The sequence below is a fragment of the Flavobacterium sp. KBS0721 genome (genome assembly GCF_002007065.3).
Classification (GTDB): Bacteria; Bacteroidota; Bacteroidia; order Flavobacteriales; family Flavobacteriaceae; genus Flavobacterium; species Flavobacterium piscis.
The window spans coordinates 2,351,750-2,366,910 of record NZ_CP042170.1; the positions used below are offsets into that span (position 1 = coordinate 2,351,750).

Here is a 15,161-nt window from a genome sequence, read left to right on the forward strand (position 1 = left end):
ATGCGAGAGCAAACAAAAAAATCTTTGTGATTCTCTGCGGAAACGCTCCGTGAATCTCTGTGAAATAAAAATTACAAAATCCCTAATTCCACCATACAAGTTTTCATCATCTCATAAGTACGCTGAATATCATTATCCAGTCCAATAGAAAAACGAATCAAGCCATCTGTCAATCCCATTTCTGCTTGTTCCTCTAACGGAATTTCACTAGAAGTTGAGGTTCCCGGCGCGCTGAAAAGTGTTTTATAAAACCCTAAACTTACTGCCAAATAACCTAAGTTTCTAGCCTGCATCAATTCCATTAATTCATTGGCTTTCTCTAGAGTTCCAACGTCAATCGTCATCATTCCGCCAAAACCATATTCCGGATTAATCATCGTTTTGTAAAGCTCATGACTTGGGTGGCTTTTCAATCCCGGATAAACCGTTTTCAAACCGTCAGCTTCAAATTGATCTGCCAGAAAATGCGCATTATGGCTGTGTTGTTTGATACGGATATGAAGCGTACGTAGATTTTTCATAACCGAAGCTGATCGCAAACTATCCATCGTTGGCCCTAAAAGCATACTTGCTCCAGAGTTTACGTTTTTCAGCGAATTGATAAATTCCTTAGAGGCACAAGTCACACCGCCAACGGTATCACTGCTTCCGTTAATGTATTTTGTCAAACTGTGAATCACGATATCAGCACCTAATTTTGCAGGCGAAACAGATAATGGCGAGAAGGTATTATCAACAACCAATTTCAAATTATGCTTTTTAGCAATTTTCGCCAAGCCTGCAATATCAGCCACTTCCAATAATGGATTACTTACGGTTTCACAATAAATAACTTTCGTTTTTGGAGTAATCGCTGCTTCTACAATGTCCAATTTTGTAACGTCAACAAAGCTCGTTTCAATTCCGAATCGAGGTGTAAAATTCTTCAAAAACGCATACGTTCCGCCATAAATAGTTCGGCTTGACACAATGTGGTCGCCCGCACCACAAAGTTGCAATAGAGTAGGTGTAATAGCGCCCATTCCTGAAGCTGATACGTTTGCCGTTTCCGTTCCTTCCATCGCCGCCAAAGCCTGATCCAAATACAAATTACTTGGCGAAGAATGGCGCGAATACAAATAACAGCCTTCCATGTTGCCTTCAAAGGTATCAAACATAGTTTTCGCCGAAAGAAATGTATAAGTAGAAGAATCAGAAATCGAAGGATTCACTCCCCCAAATTCCCCAAAGTATTGCAAATCCTGAATTTTGTCTGCTGGGTTAAAGTCTTTCATATGTTTTTAGTTTATGGTTTGTTGTTTATAGTTTGTTGTACATTGAAATTGATTTTTGATATTGTCATTGGAATTTTAATAAGGAGCTATTTCCAGCTTTCCGTTTCAAGTCCTCATAAAAAAGGCAAAGTTTCTAATGGTCTAAAAAGAGCTTCCGCTGGTCGCTTTTTTAGACCAAGAAACTTTTGCCTTTTTTACTCCGGGCTTTACTCTTCAATCTGGGCTAGTACATTCGTTTTCAAAAGAAAATCAGTTCAAAATAACATCTATTAAGAAAATTAATCAATGATTGGTTTAGTAATTAGATTTTAAATCTATAAAATGTGATTATAAAAGATTTTTAATTTAAATTTGTTTAATAAAACCCAAACCAATAGATTTTTTTTCATCATACAATAAACAACAGACATGACCTTAGATGCCACCGATAAAAAGCTTCTTGTTTTATTACAAACTGACAGTAAAAAAACAACCAAAGAATTATCCTTAAAACTGAACCTTTCGGTAACAGCAGTTTACGAAAGAATCAAAAAACTGGAACGCGAAGGAATTATCAAAAACTACGTTGCACTTGTAGAAAAAACCAAAATTGAAAAAGGATTTGTAGTTTTCTGTCATTTAAAACTCATCCAGCACACCAAAGAATTCCTAACCAAATTCGAAAGTGAAGTCATCAAACTCAACGAAGTTTTAGAATGCCACCACGTAAGCGGCGATTACGATTACATTCTAAAAGTTCTGGTAAAAGATATGGAAGCCTACAGAGAATTTCTAGTAACCAAACTTACAACGTTACAACATATAGGAAGTACTCAAAGTACCTTTATGATTAGTGAGGTAAAGAATTCAACAGTAATTTTTTAAAGGTTCTGAGGCACTAAGTTGCTGAGGTTCTAAGTTTGGGTTCAGAGTTTCAGAGGAACAAAGGAACAAAGGTTTTTATTCTCATTTTATGTCATTTCGACGAAGGAGAAATCCTCGCAAGTGACTCCGCAACGAGAACCCAATCTTTGTCGAGCTTCTCGCGAGGATTTCTCCTTCGTCGAAATGACAAACAGAACGATAAAACCATTCGCTTAAAAAAAACTTTGCGACTTCGCGACATTAAAAAACAAAAACTTAGCGAACCTTGCGTAACTCTTAGCGTACTTTGCGGTTAAACCCACAATCCAAAAAAACTTCGTGTCTTCGAGCCTTTGTGGCAGAAAACCTTCACCTCAAATTTCACACAAAAAACATTGAGATTTAAACTTTAAACAAAACTTTATTCCTTAATTTTGTATCGCTAAAAATAAAATAGACAAACTATGAGTTCATTTGACGTAGTCATTATAGGTTCAGGACCGGGCGGATATGTATCAGCAATTCGTTGCGCACAATTAGGTTTCAAAACAGCCATTGTAGAAAAGTATAACGCACTAGGCGGTACCTGCCTTAACGTAGGTTGTATTCCTTCAAAAGCATTACTTTCTTCTTCTCATCACTATTCAGAAATTGCTCATTTTGCAGATCACGGAATCGAGGTTTCCGGAGATGTGAAAATCAATTTAGAGAAAATGATTGCACGCAAACAAGCAGTTGTAGATCAAACCGTAGGTGGAATCAACTACTTAATGGAAAAAAATAAAATCACTGTTTTCAATGGTTTAGGTTCTTTTGTAGACGCAACACACATTGCAGTTGCAAAAGCAGACGGAACATCAGAAACGATCGAAACTAAATATGCTGTAATTGCTACAGGTTCAAAACCATCTTCTTTGCCTTTTATCAAAATTGATAAAGAAAGAATCATCACTTCTACTGAAGCGTTGGCTTTAAAAGAAGTTCCAAAACACTTAGTAATTATTGGTGGTGGCGTTATCGGAATCGAGCTTGGACAAGTTTACCTTCGTTTAGGAGCTCAGGTTTCTGTAGTAGAATTCATGGACAGAATCATTCCGGGAATGGATAGTTCATTGTCTAAAGAATTGACTAAAGTATTGAAAAAACAAGGAATGAAATTCTATGTTTCTCACAAAGTAAAATCAGTTGAAAGAAACGGCGATGCTGTTGTTGTTCAGGCTGAAAACGCAAAAGGAGAAACGATTACTCTTGAAGGAGATTATTCATTAGTTTCTGTTGGTCGTCGTCCTTACACAGACGGATTAAACGCTGACAAAGCAGGAGTGAAAATTTCAGACAGAGGACAAGTGGAAGTAAACGATCATTTACAAACTAATGTTCCTAATATTTACGCAATTGGTGATGTTGTTCGTGGAGCAATGTTGGCGCACAAAGCAGAGGAAGAAGGAACTATGGTTGCTGAAATCTTAGCGGGTCAAAAACCACATATCGATTATAACTTAATTCCTGGTGTAGTTTACACTTGGCCGGAAGTTGCTGCAGTTGGACAAACTGAAGAGCAGGTAAAAGCTTTAGGAACAGAATATAAAGTGGGAAGTTTCCCTTTCAAAGCTTTAGGTCGTGCAAGAGCAAGTGGAGATCTTGACGGATTTGTAAAAATCATTGCTGATGCTAAAACAGATGAAGTTTTAGGAGTTCACATGATTGGAGCCCGTACTGCTGATTTAATTGCTGAGGCAGTTACGGCAATGGAATTCAAAGCTTCTGCTGAAGATATTTCAAGAATGAGCCATGCGCATCCAACTTTCGCGGAAGCGGTAAAAGAAGCAGCATTGGCCGCTACAGATAATAGAGCGTTACACGTATAAATTACAGATCTCAATAATTTTAAAGCCGCCATTCCAATATTTTTGGGATTGGCGGTTTTTTTATTTTTGCAGTCCCTACGGATAATGTCATTAAATTAAGATATTTTAGATTGTGTTTCATCGGAACACCTCATTGGTAGAAAAAAAATTGCATCGTGAGAAACATCGTCCCATTGGGACGTTTGAGAAATTGCATCTGTAATCTGCATATGTTTTTACCAATTATTATTTATAAAATCAAACGTTTCTACGGAACGTGAAAAAACGCCGTATATATTGGGCTACCAACGAAATGTTCCGATGGAACAAAAATAAAGTGACCAGATATTGTCTTTAGCAAATTGTTTCATTGAATTTTCGTTAACTTAATGACATTACCCCTAAGTGATACTTTTTACCAACTCGGTTATTTTGTTTTTACCGACATTAAACTCCTAACGGAGTTGAATGAACTTAAAGCATAACATATAAATTTTAGATCTCGGAGAGATTATATATTGGTAGCAGAAAAAATATAAAATCAGATAGAAATGTTGTAAATTAAATTTAGGTTTCTCAGGTTATCTTTACAAGTCTAAAAGATAATATTATGAAAAATAGATATATGGCTCCAGTTCTTATTGGGGCAGGAGTTGCACTTGCGCTTTATTCCTGTGGAACGACAATTCCGGATAAAGCAAAAGCTGTCACTAATTTTGATAAAGCGAAATATTTAGGAAAATGGTACGAAATTGCCAGACTGGATTTTAAGTATGAAAAAGGTCTGAACAATGTCACAGCCGAATATTCTTTAAACGAAAACGGAACGATAAGAGTTGATAATAAGGGCTACAATGTCAAAAAAGACAAATGGGAAGAAAGCATAGGGAAAGCCAAATTTGTCAAAAAAGACAATATTGGAATGCTTAAAGTCTCATTTTTTGGTCCTTTTTATGCCGGATATAACGTAATTGCTATTGATGAAAATTACAAGTACGCACTTGTTGCCGGTGAAAACTTAAAATACATGTGGTTACTTTCAAGAGAAACTACAATGCCGGAAAGTATAAAAGCAGACTACCTTATAAAAGCTCAGGATATTGGTTATAAAGTAACAGATCTGGTTTGGACAGAACACAATAAGGCAAATTAATAGAGATTATTAACGTTGAGTCTTTATTAAATAAGAAACCCGATGCTCAAAAAGTATCGGGTTTCTGTATTTTAAGTAAAAATAGATTATCTGGTAAAAACTGATTTATAATTGTCCCAATATCTGTAAATCAAAAATAAATTAGCTAAGAACAATAAAACCGCAATTGGTAAACCCTGGGGAGCTAAAAAATAATTGATAAACAAAATGTTTACCGTAATAGGTAAGATCAAAATATTAGCCAATGTTACATAACGCCCGGTTACAAAAGCAATTCCGCAAAGTAATTCGATCGACTTTGCTAAAGGCATAATATATGTAGAGGCCATTAAACCAACATTAAAAGCTTTAAAATTCCCTGTTGTTTCTTGTTCAGGTGCCAGGTGAAAAAAATAACTGATAGAAGCAAAAAGCAACAAGAGACCAATTAAAACGCGGACAATAACGGTAGCAATTTTCATAATACTAGATTTAATAAGGTTAAAAAATATATTTATTTGCTGATAAACATCTTAAATCTGAATTCCCTAATAAAATGAAAATCTGTTTTTATCGTTATTTTATTGAGGATTCGATAATCATTATAACTGTAAATTGTATTTAATTTAATGCTATATCAAATATAATGATTTTTTGATTATGAAATTGCTAATTTATTAACACTTTTCTTATTTCTTCATGTATTTTTTATAAAGGAAAAATCCACTTCCTCCAATTAAAATGAAAGGCCACAGATTGATTAAGAAAACAAAAATAGTTTCAAGAATGTACCAGCCATTTTTAAGCGAATCAAGAATTTGCAAACCTAAATTTGGTTTGTAAGCATTGCTGTTTTTCTCGCTTGCCATGGTTTCTTGTCTGATGGTTTCGTTTTGATAAAGCTGCAAGGTAATAGTGCTAAAATTAATCTGATCTTTTAATGATAAATTATCAATAGTACGATTATCATTGGCTTCTTTTTGGTTGGCCAAAGTATTTTCGGCTTCAATAACATCATTTAGTTTTTTGCCTTTAGCATCAATTGCATTTTCAACTCTTTTTTCGTTCGTTGTACTTCTTTTCTGCGAAAGCTGATTCGATAATAATTTTAAGGAAACATCATCGGCTTTGATGACTCTAAAATCAAGGAAATCAATTTGTTTGGCAATAGTTTTTATAACAGTATCAAGTTGTGTGTTTGGAACTCGAATCGTAATACTGTTTTCTACCGTATATTTAGTAGTTTCAAGCGTACTATCCTGACTGATTTTTGTTTTAATCTGATCGTGAATATTACTTTGCAAATTAGTGTAAGTAACATAACCTCCAAATTTTTGAGTAGCGTTTTCAATTGCGTAGGTAGACTTGACGACATTCTTGACCTTGAATTTAATATCGGCAGTTCGAATAAATTTTTGTTTACTGTTTTTGTCGACTACCGCTGCCGATGATGAAACAGCTGTGCTATCTGCTGAAACTTTCATATCTGCCGATTCTTCGTACGAAGAATTGTCGGCTTTTTTACAAGAAAATAGTAATGCGATGATTACTACACAAGTCAATCCTAATTTTGCAATTGTTTTCATAAAGGTTTTTAAAGTTGATTAATAAATGATTTTTTTTGGAGTTATTACCAATACTTTTTGTTAAAAGCAGATGTATGAATAAGTCTTAATTCGGTATACTAAAAAGTGTGCCAATAATTTTTGAGTATTATTTTATCGAAGGATTTTTTTTGTCGTAATTTTGAAATCTAAAAATTATACTTTTTTGAGAGTTTCTATTCATAAACATATTTCAAATCCAGAGCACTTTAAACAACAACTTTTAAGCTGGTCGCAACAATTTCGCGAGATTATTTTTTTGGATAGCAATTCCTATCCGCAAGAATATTCCAGTTTTGATTGTGTGTTAGCTGTGGATGCTTTTACATCTTTAAAAACAGATTTTCACAACGCTTTCGAGGACCTAAAACAATATCAGCAAACGACCAAAGACTGGCTTTTTGGCTATCTTACGTATGATTTAAAAAATGATATTGAACCGTTAAAATCTTCTAATTTTGATGGTTTAGATTTTCCGGATTTGTTTTTCTTTCAACCTAAAAAAATATTTTTATTGAAAGGAAATCAACTCGAAGTACAGTATTTATTGCTTTGTGATGATGAGGTTGAAGATGATTTTGACGAGATCGTTACAAGTAATTATGAGCCGTTTGTCACACTGAGCGGAATCGAAGTGGAACAACGGATTTCAAAAGAATTTTATATCGAAAAAGTGACAAAAATGCTGCATCACATTCACGTAGGTGATATGTATGAAGCCAATTTTTGTATGGAATTTTATGCTGAAAATGCAGTTATAAATCCGTTAGAGAAATTTCAGAAATTAAATAGTATTTCGCAAGCGCCGTTTTCGGTTTTCTTTAAAAATAATAAACAATTTTTACTTTCTGCCTCGCCTGAACGATATTTAAAAAGAGTAGGAGAGACTTTGATTTCGCAACCTATAAAAGGAACTTCAAAACGATTTACAGATCCTGTTGAAGATGAAAAATCAAAACAATTTTTGGAATCCGACTCAAAAGAACGTGCAGAGAATATCATGATAACCGATTTGGTACGGAATGATTTATCACACACAGCGCAAAAAGGCTCGGTTGAGGTTGTAGAACTTTGCAAAATTTATTCGTTTTTGCAGGTACATCAAATGATTTCTACCATAACTTCAAAATTAGACCCGCAATATTCGCCAATAGATGTTTTAAAAACCACTTTCCCAATGGGAAGCATGACGGGAGCTCCAAAGATTTCAGTAATGAAGATCATCGAAAATCTCGAAGAAACCAAACGCGGTTTGTATAGCGGATCAATAGGTTATTTTACACCCGAAGGTGATTTTGATTTTAATGTTGTAATCAGAAGTATTTTGTACAATCAGGAAAATCAATATGTTTCATTTTCTGTGGGAAGTGCGATTACGGCACAATCAATTCCGGAAAATGAATACGAAGAATGTTTGTTGAAGGCAAAGGCGATGCATGAAGTTTTAAGATAAAAAAGGTTTGCCACGAATTATTTTTGCCGCAAAGACACTAAGACGCAAAGTTTTTTAATCTTTTTAATCCTTTAATCTATGGCAAAATAAATCTGCACAATCTGCGTGAAAATAATTAGCGAAAATTCGTGTAATTCGTGGCAAAAAAATATTCACGCTTAACAATTCATTTAAAAATAGATCGAATTTAATTTTTTACATTTATCGAATGTTTTCAAAATTTCAAAATCACATTATTTCAAGGTTTCCATTTCTGGAAGATAAAAAACTATTTCTCGCTGTTAGCGGAGGATTGGACAGTATGGTTTTATTGCATTTATTAAATCAATTGCCTTATGAAATTGCGGTTTTGCATTGCAATTTTCAGCTTCGCGGACTGGAAAGTTTTGGCGATCAAAATTTCATTCAGGAGTATTGCGATCAGCATAATATTCCCAGTTACACCACACAATTCGATACAGAAGCGTTTGCGAAAGATTATAAATTATCGACACAAGTTGCAGCACGTGAATTGCGTTACAGTTGGTTTTATGAACTTTTAGAACAGGAGAATTTCGATTATATCCTAACAGCACATCATGCTGATGATAATCTGGAAACTTTTATTATCAACTTAACCAGAGGAACAGGACTAGAAGGTTTAACAGGAATTCCGGAGCAAAACGATCGAATTATTCGTCCGCTTTTGCCATTTTCACGAGAAGAAATCCTTAAATATGCCGAAGAAAATTATATCGAATGGCGGGAAGACAGCAGTAATGCATCGAATAAATATCTTCGAAATAAAATCCGTCATGATTTAGTTCCGATACTGAAAGAAATTAATCCTAATTTTTTAAACGCTTTCCAAAAAACACAATCGTATTTGCAGGAATCACAGGAAATGGTCGAAGATGCATCGATTATGATTTACCAGCAAGTGGCAAAAGAAGAAGGCGATGACATTCATTTTGATTTGAATCAACTTAAAAAATTACCCAATTATAAATCGTATTTGTACCAATGGCTGAATGAATTTGGCTTTTTGGCATGGAATGATATTTATGATTTGGTTGATGGACAATCTGGAAAACAAGTACTCTCTGCAGAATTTCGTTTGTTAAAAAACAGAGATACTTTGATTTTGAGCCCAATTTCTGAAATGTCAGAAAAGGAAGAATTTGAGATTACTGCAAACGATACAGAAGTTAATTTTCCCTTAAAATTGAGGCTTTGTAATGTAAGTCACATAACAATAGATTCAAATAAGGCTATCTTTGTGGACGCTGAAAAAATCCAGTTTCCATTGGTTTTACGTAAATGGAATGAGGGGGATGTTTTTCAGCCTTTTGGGATGAACGGAAAGTCAAAGAAAGTAAGTAAACTTTTTAAAGATGAAAAATTATCGCTGATTGAAAAAGAAAAAACATGGATTTTGTCATCAGACAATCAGATTGTCTGGGTTGTTGGAATCAGGCAGGACGAACGTTTTAAAATTGAAAATACCACAAATAAAATACTTAAAATAGAATTACATAATGAACTTTAATCAATACCATCAAACGATAATGTCGAAAAGTGTTTGGAATAAAATCATCATATTTTTCCTGTTTTTTGCTTTTGCAAAAGGAAATGCACAAATCCTGGAACCGGTAAAATGGACTTCTAAGATTGAAAAAAAATCAGGGAATAATGCTGTTTTAATTTTTGATGGAACAATTGAAAAAGACTGGCATATGTATTCGCAATTCACGCCGGATGGCGGACCGCTTGCGCTGGAAATTGCATTTAAAAATCAAAAAGGGAATTATACTTTAGTTGGAAAAGCCAAAGAAGGAAAAACAAGAACTGCTTTTAATGACGTTTTTGGAGTAAATGAAACTTTTTTTGAAGGCAAAGCACATATCGAACAGGAAATTACCATCATAAATCCGAACTTAAAAACGGTTGATGTTGAGTTTGATTTTCAGGTTTGTAAAGAAGTTTGTATCAATTCGAATAAGAAATTCTCCATTGCAATTCCGTCAACATTTAAGATGGATGCAGTTGCAAGTGTTTCAGAAGTAAAGAAAGATGAAACTAAAGTAGAAGGCTTGGCTGTTGATACCGTAAAACCAACAATTGAACCGGTTAAAACTGAAACTGCAAAAGCAGCTGTTCCTGATGCTTCTGCCGAAGAAGATATTCCTGGACCAGCTCCTGCAAGAAGTTTATGGTCGATCTTTTTTATTGCTTTTATATCAGGATTTGCGGCGTTGTTGACGCCTTGTGTTTTCCCGATGATTCCAATGACCGTGAGTTTTTTTACGAAACAAAGTAAAAGCAGGGCAAAAGGAATTAGAAATGCTATAATTTACGGTTTTTCTATTATTGCTATTTATGTTATTTTAGGATTAATTGTAACTAAAATATTTGGTGCAGATGCATTAAATGCTTTGTCTACAGATGTTTGGTTTAACTTAATCTTCTTTATTATATTGATTATTTTTGCTACTTCGTTTTTGGGAGCTTTCGAAATTATGCTGCCAAATTCATGGGGAAATAAAGTAGATCAACAAGCAGACAGAGGCGGGATAATAGGTATATTATTTATGGCTTTGGCGTTGGCAATTGTATCCTTTTCTTGTACTGGACCTATTGTAGGGACTTTATTAGTTGAAGCAGCTTCAAACGGGGGAATTGCTCCGGTTGTGGGAATGTTAGGTTTTTCTTTAGCTTTGGCTTTGCCATTTATGTTGTTTGCAATGTTCCCGGGTTGGTTGAATTCATTACCAAAATCTGGCGGATGGCTGAATACTGTAAAAGTAGTTTTAGGATTTTTAGAATTGGCTTTAGCATTTAAATTTTTATCAAATGCCGATTTAGTTTTACAATTGCATTTATTAGAAAGAGAAGTGTTTATCGCAATCTGGATTGCCATTTTTGCCGCGTTGACTTTATATTTATTCGGAAAAATTTCATTACCGCACGATAGTCCGCTACAGCATATTTCAGTTGGAAGATTGTATTTAGGATTGCTGACATTAGTATTTACGGTGTATTTAATTCCTGGTCTTTGGGGAGCACCTTTAAAATTAATCAGCGCTTTCCCTCCGCCGCCACAATATAGTGAAAGTCCGTTTGGAGTAGGAAGTTCTGCTAATTCAGGCGGAAGTACCGAATCTGTAAAAGGATTGCCCGACGGAGCAGAATTAGGACCACATGGTATTATGGTTTTTCATGATTACGAAGATGGAGTAGCTTATGCAAAATCTATCAACAAACCAATCATGCTTGATTTTACAGGTTATGCTTGTGTGAATTGCAGAAAAATGGAAAACAATGTTTGGTCTGAACCAACGATTTTGCCCATCCTCAAAAACGATGTTGTCTTGATTTCTCTTTATGTAGATGATAAACGCGAGTTGCCAAAAGAGGAGCAATTTGTAACAACATCCGGAGATAAAATCATTACCGTTGGTGATAAATGGACCGATTTTATGATTTCAAAATATAAAACCAATACACAGCCATTATACATTATCACTGATTTAGAAGGCAAGAATTTAAATGCTTCAAAACCAACCATTAGTTATGTAAGTGCAGACGAATATTTGCATTGGCTGAAAGAAGGAATTGGAAATTTTAAATAATCTTTTTTTAAAGAAGATAGAATATAGACAATAGAATAAAGAAGTTAGGGAATCTAAAATCTGAATTCTAAAATCTAAAATTATAATAATAAGGTTGAAATTAATTCAAAATAAAAAGCACTCTAAGTAAGAAACTCAGAGTGCTTTTTTTGTTTTTAGGAGATAATCCCGCTATCCGTTCCAATCTTTTGTGCCGAACACCGGCACAAAAGGATTTCCACTACTATCGGGGCTAGGACAAACAGTAGGGATAATTGATATTTATAAAAGAGAAATGAAATTTTTTTGTCATTTTTGAGTCTATCTTCTATTCTCTTTATTCTATCCTCTATAATCTAAAATCTAAGAAAAGCAAAAAGCACTCTAAGTGAGACTCAGAGTGCTTTTTTAATTTTGGTTTAGTTTGGTTTTGGTTTGTTTTTTATAAAAATTCTCCGTGTTGAGAGATATCTAATCCTAATTCCTCTTTTTCTTCAGTAACTCTTAGTGGTGTAATTTTATTTACAACAAAGAATAAGATATAAGAACCTACAAAAGCGAAGATTGAAACGATTACTAAAGCGGTTAATTGGTTGATGAATAAAGTTGGAGTCCCAAAGATCAAACCTTGATTGTCTCCAACAGCAGGGTTAATTGCTTTAGAAGCAAAAACTCCAGTTAATAGCATTCCTACCATACCACCAACACCGTGACAAGCAAAAACGTCTAATGCATCATCAATTTTACCTTTAGGGAATTTACTTACTACAAGGTTACTAACAATTGCAGAGAAAGCTCCGATAAAAATAGCGTGAGGAATACTAACGAAACCTGCGGCAGGTGTAATAGCAACAAGGCCTACCACAGCTCCGATACATGCACCAAGTGCAGATAATTTGTGTCCTATGATTTTGTCAAGGAAAACCCAGGCCATAGCAGCTGCAGCAGCTGCAACAGTTGTAGTTCCTAAAGCCTGAACAGCTAAACCGTTTGCTCCAAGTGCAGAACCTGCGTTGAAACCAAACCATCCGAACCAAAGTAAACCTGTACCTAATAATACATAAGTAATTCTGGCAGGATTTACTTTTTGAATTTTTCTTTTTCCTAAGAAGATTGCTCCGGCCAATGCAGCCCAACCAGCACTCATATGCACAACTGTTCCTCCGGCGAAGTCTAATACTCCCATTTTAAAGAAAACTCCATCAGGATGCCACGTCATGTGTGCTAAAGGAGCATATATAAGTAATATAAATAAGACCATGAATAATAAGTATGCCCAGAAACGTACACGCTCAGCAAATGCACCAGTGATTAGTGCAGGTGTAATGATGGCAAATTTTGCCTGAAACAATGCGAATAACATAAACGGAATAGTTGGGGCAAGACTCCATGCAGTGTTAGTACCAACACCCTCAAAGAATAAATTAGTAGATGGATTTCCGATGATTCCTCCAATAGTAGGACCAAAAGCCAATCCAAAAGCAACAACAACCCATAAAATAGTAACAATTACCATTGCCATGAAACTTTGAAGCATTGTACTGATAACGTTTTTCTTACCTACCATTCCTCCGTAGAAAAATCCTAGTCCTGGTGTCATAAGCAATACAAATGCAGTTGCTACGATCATCCAAGCTGTATCTCCTGTGTCAAACTTTACAGCCTCTGCCGGAATAGGATTATCAGACAGGATAAAGTTGGATATAAAGGTTAGTACCAAAATAGTGATAAGGATCACACTTAAAATAATTTTTCGCATAGTTATTTAGTTTTAAATTTTTTATAAAAGTATAAAATCAATCGACACCCCTATGAAAAATAGAGTCAGATGTTTAATTTTTGTTAATTTTAGAATTTAACCCCCTGTATTTTGCGTGTATTTGTTAAAATCAACTTAAAATTTATAATTTATTAATCAGAAACATCAAAATTTGCCTCTGAGAAGCATTTGTTAACAGAAAAATGAAAGAATAATTTTAAATTTAAGAGTAATTATGTTCAACTATTTAAAGATTTGATCAGAACGATGATAATTTTAAATAAAAAAGGCATCAAATGAATTGCTCAAATGATGCCTTTTTTAATAGAAAAGAATTTACTTATTTCTGGTTGTACTTTGCTTTGAATTTATCATTTAATTTGGTTTGAAAAGTTTCTAAATTAATTGATCTTCCCTGAATAAAAGCTGTTGTTAATTTGTTGGTTCTCATATCAAGTGCATCACCTTCAGAGATAAATAACGTTGCATCTTTGCCGTTTTCTAATGTACCGCAAGTCGCATCGATACCTAATAATTTTGCTGTATTTAAAGTAATAAGCTGTAATGCTTTTTCTTTGTCAAGACCAAAAGCAGCACAGGTTCCTGCAAGGAACGGAAGGTTTCTTGCGTTCATACGTTCGTTATCGCCGCTGTTTTCAAGGCCCACTACAATACCTTTATCAGTAAGTATTTTAGCCATTTTGTACGGAAGATTTACATCTTGATCAACACTTGTTGGCATACCGTGAACTCGTCTCAGGAAAACACCCACATTGTATTTTTGTAATACATCAGCTGATTTGTACGCTTCGAATCCTCCAACAATAACAATTTTTTTGATCTCATTGTCAACTGCTAATTGTATGGCATCTACGATTTGTTTTTCTTCGTCGGCATTGATATAAAGCGTTTGAGTTCCGTCAAAAAGCCCTTTCGTAGCTTCAAGAACTACATTTCTTTCTTTCGAAGGCGCTTGGTTGTATGCTCGTGAGTTGATTAAGAATGCAGCGATTTCTTCAACCTGTTTAGGGTAATCTTTGTTGGCCTCTATTATTCCCGGTTCAAACCACGATCCTGATTTTTTAAAGTTGGACGGAAAATTAAGATGAATTCCGTCATTCTCTTTTAAAATAGCATCTTGCCAGCTCCAGGCATCTAATTGTACTACAGAAGAAGTCCCGGAAATCCTGCCTCCACGAGGTGTAATCTGAGCCATTAAAATACCATTTGGACGCACAGTTTCTACTACTTTCGATTCTGAGTTATAAGCAATAATACTTCTCACATTGGGGTTAAAACTACCAATTTCTTCCTGATCGTCTGATGATTTTACAGCATCAATTTCTACTAAACCCAGTGTTGCATTCGGAACAATAAACCCAGGGTAAACGTGTTTTCCGGCGGCGTCAATAGTAGTATCATAGGCATTCGCAGCAATTCTTATGGTTGTAGCATCGGCTACTAAGGTAATTTTACCGTCTTTAAAACCAATCGCACTATTTTGAATAACAGTTCCGTTACCTAAATGTGCAGTGGCATTTAAAATTAAAACCGATTTAGTTTGTTTTGGTGCCGGTATTTGTTGTGCTTTTATTTGTACCGAAGCACAAACTGCGAGCAGCATTATATATAGATTCTTATGTATCATATTGTCTTTTT

At 34.7% G+C, this 15,161-nt stretch carries 11 protein-coding genes; 6 read left to right on the forward strand and 5 right to left on the reverse strand.

The features are described 5' to 3' along the window. Positions 1-71: 71 nt before the first annotated feature. Positions 72-1,274, reverse strand: coding sequence for an aminotransferase class I/II-fold pyridoxal phosphate-dependent enzyme (locus B0M43_RS10355; RefSeq protein ID WP_078008421.1), 1,203 nt, complete (start codon positions 1,272-1,274; stop codon positions 72-74). Between the two features lie 408 nt (positions 1,275-1,682). On the opposite strand from B0M43_RS10355, the gene B0M43_RS10360 reads away from it, so the two are divergent. The 3 genes from B0M43_RS10360 to B0M43_RS10370 all read left to right on the forward strand — a co-directional run bounded on the left by B0M43_RS10360 (position 1,683) and on the right by B0M43_RS10370 (position 5,117). Then, on the forward strand, positions 1,683-2,138 hold the full coding sequence (locus tag B0M43_RS10360; protein WP_078008420.1) for an Lrp/AsnC family transcriptional regulator: 456 nt from the start codon (positions 1,683-1,685) through the stop codon (positions 2,136-2,138). A gap of 443 nt (positions 2,139-2,581) precedes the next feature. Beyond that, positions 2,582-3,985: a dihydrolipoyl dehydrogenase gene (gene lpdA / locus B0M43_RS10365; RefSeq protein ID WP_078008419.1), complete on the forward strand. Its 1,404-nt coding sequence runs from the start codon at positions 2,582-2,584 to the stop codon at positions 3,983-3,985. Between the two features lie 589 nt (positions 3,986-4,574). Beyond that, on the forward strand, positions 4,575-5,117 hold the full coding sequence (locus B0M43_RS10370) for a lipocalin family protein (protein ID WP_078008418.1): 543 nt from the start codon (positions 4,575-4,577) through the stop codon (positions 5,115-5,117). A gap of 86 nt (positions 5,118-5,203) precedes the next feature. Here the strand turns inward: B0M43_RS10370 and B0M43_RS10375 are convergent, their stop codons facing one another. Together B0M43_RS10375 and B0M43_RS10380 are read right to left on the reverse strand one after the other, a co-directional pair. Next, entirely contained in the window at positions 5,204-5,578 is a 375-nt protein-coding gene (locus tag B0M43_RS10375; protein WP_078008417.1) for a DoxX family membrane protein, read from the reverse strand. 207 nt (positions 5,579-5,785) lie between these two features. After that, positions 5,786-6,682 carry a DUF4349 domain-containing protein gene (locus B0M43_RS10380; protein WP_078008416.1) on the reverse strand — a complete coding sequence of 299 codons (897 nt, stop codon included), beginning with the start codon at positions 6,680-6,682 and terminating at the stop codon, positions 5,786-5,788. Positions 6,683-6,866: 184 nt separating this feature from the next. On the opposite strand from B0M43_RS10380, the gene B0M43_RS10385 reads away from it, so the two are divergent. The 3 genes from B0M43_RS10385 to B0M43_RS10395 all read left to right on the forward strand — a co-directional run bounded on the left by B0M43_RS10385 (position 6,867) and on the right by B0M43_RS10395 (position 11,764). Next, positions 6,867-8,153 carry an anthranilate synthase component I family protein gene (locus B0M43_RS10385; RefSeq protein WP_078008464.1) on the forward strand — a complete coding sequence of 429 codons (1,287 nt, stop codon included), beginning with the start codon at positions 6,867-6,869 and terminating at the stop codon, positions 8,151-8,153. A gap of 208 nt (positions 8,154-8,361) precedes the next feature. Next, complete coding sequence (gene tilS, locus B0M43_RS10390; RefSeq protein WP_078008415.1) at positions 8,362-9,681, forward strand: tRNA lysidine(34) synthetase TilS; 1,320 nt, start codon at positions 8,362-8,364, stop codon at positions 9,679-9,681. Beyond that, positions 9,671-11,764, forward strand: coding sequence for a thioredoxin family protein (locus B0M43_RS10395; RefSeq protein ID WP_078008414.1), 2,094 nt, complete (start codon positions 9,671-9,673; stop codon positions 11,762-11,764). Before tilS ends, B0M43_RS10395 begins: the two co-directional genes overlap by 11 nt. 421 nt (positions 11,765-12,185) lie before the next feature. Here the strand turns inward: B0M43_RS10395 and B0M43_RS10400 are convergent, their stop codons facing one another. Next, positions 12,186-13,502 carry an ammonium transporter gene (locus B0M43_RS10400; protein ID WP_065448139.1) on the reverse strand — a complete coding sequence of 439 codons (1,317 nt, stop codon included), beginning with the start codon at positions 13,500-13,502 and terminating at the stop codon, positions 12,186-12,188. Between the two features lie 340 nt (positions 13,503-13,842). Then, on the reverse strand, positions 13,843-15,150 hold the full coding sequence (locus B0M43_RS10405; RefSeq protein WP_078008413.1) for an amidohydrolase family protein: 1,308 nt from the start codon (positions 15,148-15,150) through the stop codon (positions 13,843-13,845). Positions 15,151-15,161: the final 11 nt, after the last annotated feature.